The organism is Sandarakinorhabdus cyanobacteriorum (assembly GCF_002251755.1).
Taxonomy (GTDB): domain Bacteria; phylum Pseudomonadota; class Alphaproteobacteria; order Sphingomonadales; family Sphingomonadaceae; genus Sandarakinorhabdus; species Sandarakinorhabdus cyanobacteriorum.
Genome location: NZ_NOXT01000015.1, coordinates 1 through 6,812, shown reverse-complemented (window position 1 = coordinate 6,812; position 6,812 = coordinate 1). Strand labels below are relative to the sequence as shown.

Here is a 6,812-nt window from a genome sequence, read left to right as displayed (position 1 = left end):
TCGCCAACCCGAAATCACCCGGCCGGTGAATAATCCGGGTTGATGACCGAGCCGATGCCGCCCGTTTGCAGCGTGGCGCGGCCAGACTTGTAGACTTCGACCCCGGCCACGCCTTCCGACGCCAGGTTGGCAAAGTCGAAGCTGCGCGACGCCGGCGCTTCGCAGCAGCTGCCCAGGCCCGACGCCGGCATCTGGCGGCCGTTCAGCAGCACCAGGTTGAAATCAGGGCCGAAACCACGGACGGTGACCTTGGAACCTTCGCCCACCTGACGGTCGATCGACACGCCGGTGATGCGCTGCAGCGATTCCGCCAGGTTGGTGTCGGGGAACTTGCCGATGTCTTCGGCCGAAATCCCGTCAACGACGCCCAGCGCATCGCGCTTCAGGCCGAGGGTTTTCTGCAAGCTGGCCCGGATACCGGTGACCACCAGCTCTTCGGCTTCGGTCGTGGCGGCGGCCGCCTGCTCCTGCGCCGCAACCGGCGCCGCGGCGGAACCCAGCGCCAACACGGACGCACCCATCATCAGACGGCCGAATGCCGGACGGAACGACTTGATCATCAGCGATTCTCTCCCCCAGATCGCTCATCCGTCCTTCGATCAGGAACGGTTGTGAACGTTCACTAATGACATTTGCTATATGAGAAAGTTCCCTTCGTCAAGACGCATTCCAGCCTGCCAGGGGGCTCCCGGCCCATCCAAATGGGGCTTCAGTCGAAGCGCAGCCGCGCCAGTGCCGCGGTCGCCGCATCGGCCTGGGCGGTGCCGCCGGCCATGTCGAACAAGGCCAGGCCATCGATCACCGCCAGCAACAGGGCGGCAAGCTGCCGGCGCTCGGCACTGGCCGGCCGGTCCATCCGCGCTTCCAGCCAGGCCATGAACTGATCGAGGATCTGGCTGGCAATGGCGGGAAACGGCGGCTCCTGCCGCGCTGCGGCGGCCGCGATGTCCAGCCACAGCCGCATCGATGGCTGCATGGCCGGGCTGCGCACCAGCAGGCTCGCCGCCACCAGCAGGCGTTCCGGCGGCATCGGCTCGGCGGGCAAGGCCGCATCCAGACCCTCCGCAAAGCCATCAGCAATCCGGCCGATCACCGTGCCCAGCACATCGGCCTTGTCGCGGAAATAATAAAGCAGCATCCGGTCGCTGATCCCGGCAGCCGCTGCCAGCGGGCGCAGACTGGTCTGCGCCAGCCCGGTGGCCAGCAAATGCGCAGACAGCGCCGCAATCACCCGCTCGCGCTGTTCCTGCCTGATCCGCATGTTCCCCCTTGTAGCACTTGCTACAGATGCTAGTGTCCACAGCCACCCGCTGCCATCGTGGCAACAAGGAGCCCGCCATGCAATCGCTGCGCACGGATGACGCTCGCTTTCACGGCCTGCCCGGCTTTGCCTTCACGCCACATTATCTGCTTGATCTCCCTGGCCGGCCTGGCTTGCGCCTGCATTATCTCGACGAAGGCCCGCGCGATGCTGCCGTCACCTTCCTGTGCCTGCATGGCCAGCCGACATGGTCCTACCTCTATCGCAAGATGGTGCCCATCTTCGCTGCGGCCGGTCATCGCGTGGTGGCGCCCGATCTGTTCGGCTTCGGCCGGTCTGACAAACCCATCGACGAGGCGGTCTACAGCTTCGATTTCCACCGCGACACGCTGCTCGCCTTCATCATCGCGCTCGATCTGCGCAATATCGCGCTGGTCTGCCAGGATTGGGGCGGCATCCTGGGCCTCACCCTGCCGCCGGCGCTGCCCGATCGCTTCGGCCGGCTGCTGGTGATGAACACCACCATCCCGGTGGGCGAACCTGTCAGCGAGGGGTTTGACCGCTGGCGCGCCTTCAACCGCAGCCGGCCGGATCTCGACATCCCGGCCCTGATGAAACGCTCCCAGCCCGACATGACCGATGCCGAAGCCGCCGCCTACGGCGCCCCCTTCCCCGATGCCCTCCACAAGGCCGGGGTGCGGCGCTTTCCGGAACTGGTGATGACCGCGCCCGACATGCCGGGCGTCGCCACCGCCCGCGCCGCGGCGCGCTGGTGGCAGCAGGAATGGCGCGGCCCCAGCTTCATGGCCGTCGGCATGGCCGATCCGGTGCTGGGGCCCGACGTGATGGCCCGCTTGCGCGGCATCATCCACGGCTGCCCGGCGCCACTCGAAATCGCCGATGGCGGCCATTTCGTGCAGGAAAAGGGCGATATCATCGCCCGCGCCGCCTTGCAGGCCTTCGGGCTCTGATCATGGCCAGCGGCACCACCAGCGGCATTGCCTGGATTGCGGCCGGCACCGCCGATCCGGCGCGGCCCAGCCTTCTCCTCATCCATGGCGCCGGCGGCAACAGCAGCGCCTGGTGGCAGCAGTTCGCCGCCTTCGCCGCCCACCGCCATGTCGTCGCCTATGATCTGGCCGGCTTTGGCCATTCGGCCGCGCTGCCGGCGGGTGCCGATGCCTATCAGGCGCTGGTCGGGGCAGCGGTTGACGTGCTGGCCGCCGCCGGCGCCAGCCGTGCCGATGTCGTCTGCCAGTCCCTCGGCGGCTGGACGGGTCTGCGCCTGGCCCTGGCCCGGCCGGATCTGGTCAACCGCCTGGTGCTGTGCTGCACGCTGGCCGGCATCGCCCATCCCCCCGGCCTCGCCGCCTTCCAGCAGGCCACGGCCCGCATGGACGCGCGTGGCCCGGCCGCCCTTGGCCTCACGCCGGGCTTTGAAGCCCGCGAACCCGCCAAGACCCTGCTCTACCGCCAGATCGGCGCGGCCAACCCGCCGCTGGACCCGGCGCTGGGCGGCGCGATGTTCGCGCCGACGCTGCTGATCCCGCCGGCAGCGCTGTCGGCCATAAAGCTGCCCGTGCATCTGATCATGGGCGCCGATGATCCGATCTGGCCGCCGGCCAGCCTGTCCGGCATGCTGTCCGCCGTGCCGTCTGTGGCCGAACATGTGATGCCAGGCGCCGGCCACTCGCCCTATTTCGAGCAGCCGGACGATTTCAACCGCCTGCTGGCCGCCTGCCTTGCCTGACCATCACCGCCCCTGAAACACCGCCGGGCGGCGCTGCACAAAGCTCATGATGCCCTCGGCGGCATCGGCGCTGGCCATCACCCGGTCGCGGATGCCCGGGATGGCGGCGATGGCCGCCTGCTCACCCTGCTCGATATAGGTGCGGCCAGCCAGCTTGGTGGCGCGAATGCCCAGCGGCGCGCAGGCGGCAATCTGTTCGGCCAGCGCCATCGCGCGCTCCACCTGCGTGCCGGCCGGCACCACTTCCTGCACCAGCCCGATGCGATGCGCCTCGGCCGCGCCGAATTCGTCACAAAGGAACAGGTGATACATGGCGTTGCCCCACCCGGCGCGGGTGACATAGCGGAAATGCGCACCGCCCAGGGGCGCAATGCCGCGCTTGGCCTCCATCTGGCAGAAGCGCGTGTCGTCGGCCGCAACGATGATATCCCCGGCCAGCGCGATCTCGATGCCGATGGTGAAGCAGATGCCCTGCACCGCCGTCACGATCGGCTTGCTGCCCTGCTTCTTCAGGCCAAAGGGGTCGATCTGGCCCTCGGCCAGCGGCTTGGCCGTGGCAGTGGGGCCAAAGAATTTCGGCATGTCGAGCCCGGCGGTGAAATGCTCACCCACCGCGCACAACACCCCCACCCACAGGTCGTCGTCCTGCTCCAGCAGGGTCAAGGCCGCGGCCAGCTGCTCCATCATTGCCGGCACAAAGCTGTTCTTCTTGGCGGCATTGTCGATGATGATCTTGAGGATATGGCCGTGCCGCTCGTGCCGCACCTGGCCTTCGCCGTTCTCGCTCATGATGCTCTCCTTGATGCTGCCCGGGCTCAGGCCAGGTAGGAAATGCCCAGCCATTCGGCGATCAGCGCGGGCTTGTTGCTGCCCTCGATCTCCACCGTGGCCTCGGTTTTCGACAGGAATTCCTTCGGCCCGCGATCAATGATCTCCTTCAGCACGAAGCGGCCACGCACACGGGCACCGGCCTTCACCGGGCTCAACAGGCGCACCCGGTCAAAACCATAATTCACCGCCATCGCCCGGCCGGCGATCTTCGGCTGGGCATCAAAGGCCATGGCGGCCAGCATCGACAGGCTGAGGAAGCCATGCGCCACCGTCCCGCCAAAGGGCGTCGCCGCCGCCCGCGCCGGATCGACATGGATGAACTGGTGATCCTCCGTCACGTCGGCAAAGGCATCAATGCGGCCCTGGTCGAGCAGGAACCAGCGCGACACCCCAAGCTCCTGCCCCACCAGGGCGCGATAGTCGGCAAGCGAAATCCCGGACATCTGCACTCCCCCTCCTCAAACCGCAGGCTACCGGCAGAAAACTGGCAACATATTGTCATGCAAAGCCTACCTCGATCGCCGAACTGCGGCGTGCAGGCCGCCGACCAATAGGTCCGCTCTGAATGTGCATTTCCGCCGTTTTTATATCTCAAAAAATCCGAACATGGACTTTTCACCGGCCATCATTCACATTGGCCAGCTATGGAATTCAGCATGATGGTCATCATGCAGAGAGTCAAGCGCAAGGGTACAGCATGGGCCATTCACGGGCGGAAAAAGCACAAAGCCGCGAGCGTATCATCACGGCTGCAGCCCAGACCATCCGCGAACGCGGCATAGATGCGCTCAGCATCGGTGAGCTGATGCGGTCGGTCGGCCTGACCCACGGCGCCTTCTATGTGCATTTTGAATCGCGCGATGCGCTGGTGGCCGCCGCCCTTGAACGCGCCCTGCTGGATGGCGAGGCGGCGGCCGCTGCCGCTCGGCGCGGCGTCGGCAAGCGCACGGTCAAATCCATCCTCAACAATTATCTCAGCCGCGCCCACCGCGATGCGCCGGGCGCCGGCTGCGCCGTGGCGGCGCTGGCCGGCGATGTGGCGCGCAGCGGCCCCGCCACGCGCCGCGCCATGATCCAGAAGCTGGACAATTATCTGGCCGCGATGGCCGAAGCCCACGGCGGCGCGCCAAGGGATGAGGTCGCGGATTTCAGCCTGGCGGCCTGGTCAACCATGATCGGCGCCATCGCCTTGTCGCGGGTCTTCGCCGGCGATCCCCGTTCAGACCAGGTGCTGGCCGCCGCCCGAAAGATGATCCTGGATGCCGAACAACGACCATCCGACCCAGTGCCCAAGCCGCCAGCAGCGACGCCATGATGGGAAGGAACTGAATGCCAGCCACGGCTCTCAAACCCATGCCATGAAGCGCGTGGTCAAAGCACCGCCGCTGGTCGTTCCCCAATGGTAGTGGTCCGCCCAGCAGGACTCGACCCCCACCTGCGGAGCAGGCCGACAACCAAATCGCAGGTTCGATGCGCAAACTTGCCGGAAATTGGCGCGCCAAGCACGACGAAAGCGGGCACTCAAATCATTGGGAAATTTCAGTGCCACTGCCGGGCCCACACGCCTTCAGCCCCAACAGCGCTACCGGTTTAGCCTCATGAAGCCAGCTGGCAACATATCCGTGCTGCCCGTGCCGGCAGCCCCTTCAGATCGCTTTCAGGCAGCCGAGGACTTCACGGCAAGCCATCTGGCCCTCGATCCTGCCCGTGTCAGGGTGTGGCCAGGCAACGCCCGCCGGTACGATCGCCTGAATGCAACCAACTGCCGCGAATTGATCGATTCCATGATCGATGCTGGCGGCCAGCAGGTGCCTGCCATTCTTCGCCGTACTGACGGCCATCCCGACTTCGATTTCGAGGTAATCGCAGGTGTCCGCCGTCACTTTGCGGTGTCGTGGCTGAAGGCCCATGGTCATACCCACTTCCAGTTTCTCGGCGTGGTCCATGAACTGACCGATGAACAGGCCTTCTTCATTGCCGACCTGGAGAATCGCACGCGAAAGGACGTATCTGACATTGAACGGGCCCGGAGCTATCGCGCGGCGCTCGACAGCCATTATCACGGCAGTCAATCACGAATGGCCGCAAGGCTCCGCATCTCGAAGGGTTGGCTATCGAAGATGCTGACTGTGGCCGACGTGCCGGATACCATCCTCGAGGCCTTCGAGAACGTGGAGAAGGTCTCTCTTGCAGGGCTGTATCCGGTGGCAAGGCTTCTCTACGACCCTGCCACAGCTCGAGCTGTTGTCGAGGAGGCCGCCCGGATTGCAACCGAGAATGGCAACCGGTCTTGGGACAAGGCGAAGCCCATTCCGGAACCGGAGGTGATCCGCCGGCTGAAATCTGTTGCACTAGGGCGATCACCATCGCTGCAGCAGAAGGCGCCCGAATCATCATCGTTTCCGACACAGTCCATTGGTCTTGAAGTTCAGAGCCCTGATGGCCATTCGATCGTTACCGTAATCGACGTCGACGTGCGGGGGATTACATTGCGCCTGCATAATCAGCCAGGCGTGCAGCACGAGGACGTGCTGCTGGCGGTCGCGAAGGTGATGGAACAACTGGGTCGATAGGCCGCCGGACCGAAAGCCTGAAAGTTTCCTGCAGGAAACTTTCAATGGCTGATTGCTCTCGTCTGGTCGGCCTGCAGTTTGAAGTCGACTAGTTGTCTCCCATTTGGCCCGGAGCGAACGGACTGTAACCACTGAGCAGAATGCGGAAGCAGCCCTCATAACGCTGTTAATCATTGAGCGCCACCTCCCCAAGGCCGCGCCTTGATTTGCCTTTCAGCTCGCGCGCCTATCTTCTGACATGCCAGACTTACGATCTGTCTTGTAAATCGGTGCGCTAGACTGGCTTAAACGCTGGGTGCTCAGACTTAACGTTTTCGTACAGATATTGTATCTAGGCCTTATGGAAAAAAATCAGACAGGTCGCGTCCCGGCAGGTGGTGTAGGTTATGAGGGTAGC

7 protein-coding genes and 1 pseudogene are annotated in these 6,812 nt (G+C 64.7%); 4 read left to right on the top strand and 4 right to left on the bottom strand.

Features of this window, described 5'->3' with window-relative positions; all coding sequences use genetic code 11:
- Positions 1-38 precede the first annotated feature (38 nt).
- Positions 39-560, bottom strand: a pseudogene (locus tag CHU93_RS00255) (TonB-dependent receptor plug domain-containing protein); the annotation flags it as partial.
- A 149-nt stretch (positions 561-709) separates the two neighbouring features.
- A complete protein-coding gene (locus CHU93_RS00250; RefSeq protein ID WP_086117348.1) occupies positions 710-1,261 on the bottom strand; it encodes a TetR/AcrR family transcriptional regulator in 552 nt (183 codons plus the stop codon).
- A 77-nt stretch (positions 1,262-1,338) separates the two neighbouring features.
- Between CHU93_RS00250 and CHU93_RS00245 the strand changes: the two genes are divergently transcribed.
- Positions 1,339-2,232, top strand: a complete 894-nt coding sequence (locus tag CHU93_RS00245) for a haloalkane dehalogenase (RefSeq protein WP_094472228.1) — start codon at positions 1,339-1,341, stop codon at positions 2,230-2,232.
- A 2-nt stretch (positions 2,233-2,234) separates the two neighbouring features.
- Positions 2,235-3,011 (top strand): alpha/beta fold hydrolase, encoded by a 777-nt coding sequence (locus CHU93_RS00240; RefSeq protein WP_094472226.1) that lies wholly within the window; start codon positions 2,235-2,237, stop codon positions 3,009-3,011.
- Between the two features lie 3 nt (positions 3,012-3,014).
- Here the strand turns inward: CHU93_RS00240 and CHU93_RS00235 are convergent, their stop codons facing one another.
- Together CHU93_RS00235 and CHU93_RS00230 are read right to left on the bottom strand one after the other, a co-directional pair.
- Positions 3,015-3,800 carry a crotonase/enoyl-CoA hydratase family protein gene (locus tag CHU93_RS00235; RefSeq protein ID WP_094472225.1) on the bottom strand — a complete coding sequence of 262 codons (786 nt, stop codon included), beginning with the start codon at positions 3,798-3,800 and terminating at the stop codon, positions 3,015-3,017.
- Between the two features lie 26 nt (positions 3,801-3,826).
- Complete coding sequence (locus CHU93_RS00230) at positions 3,827-4,285, bottom strand: MaoC family dehydratase (RefSeq protein WP_094472227.1); 459 nt, start codon at positions 4,283-4,285, stop codon at positions 3,827-3,829.
- A 254-nt stretch (positions 4,286-4,539) separates the two neighbouring features.
- Between CHU93_RS00230 and CHU93_RS00225 the strand changes: the two genes are divergently transcribed.
- Positions 4,540-5,157 carry a TetR/AcrR family transcriptional regulator gene (locus CHU93_RS00225; RefSeq protein WP_094472224.1) on the top strand — a complete coding sequence of 206 codons (618 nt, stop codon included), beginning with the start codon at positions 4,540-4,542 and terminating at the stop codon, positions 5,155-5,157.
- 307 nt (positions 5,158-5,464) lie between these two features.
- Complete coding sequence (locus tag CHU93_RS00220) at positions 5,465-6,415, top strand: ParB/RepB/Spo0J family partition protein (RefSeq protein WP_165768529.1); 951 nt, start codon at positions 5,465-5,467, stop codon at positions 6,413-6,415.
- Positions 6,416-6,812: the final 397 nt, after the last annotated feature.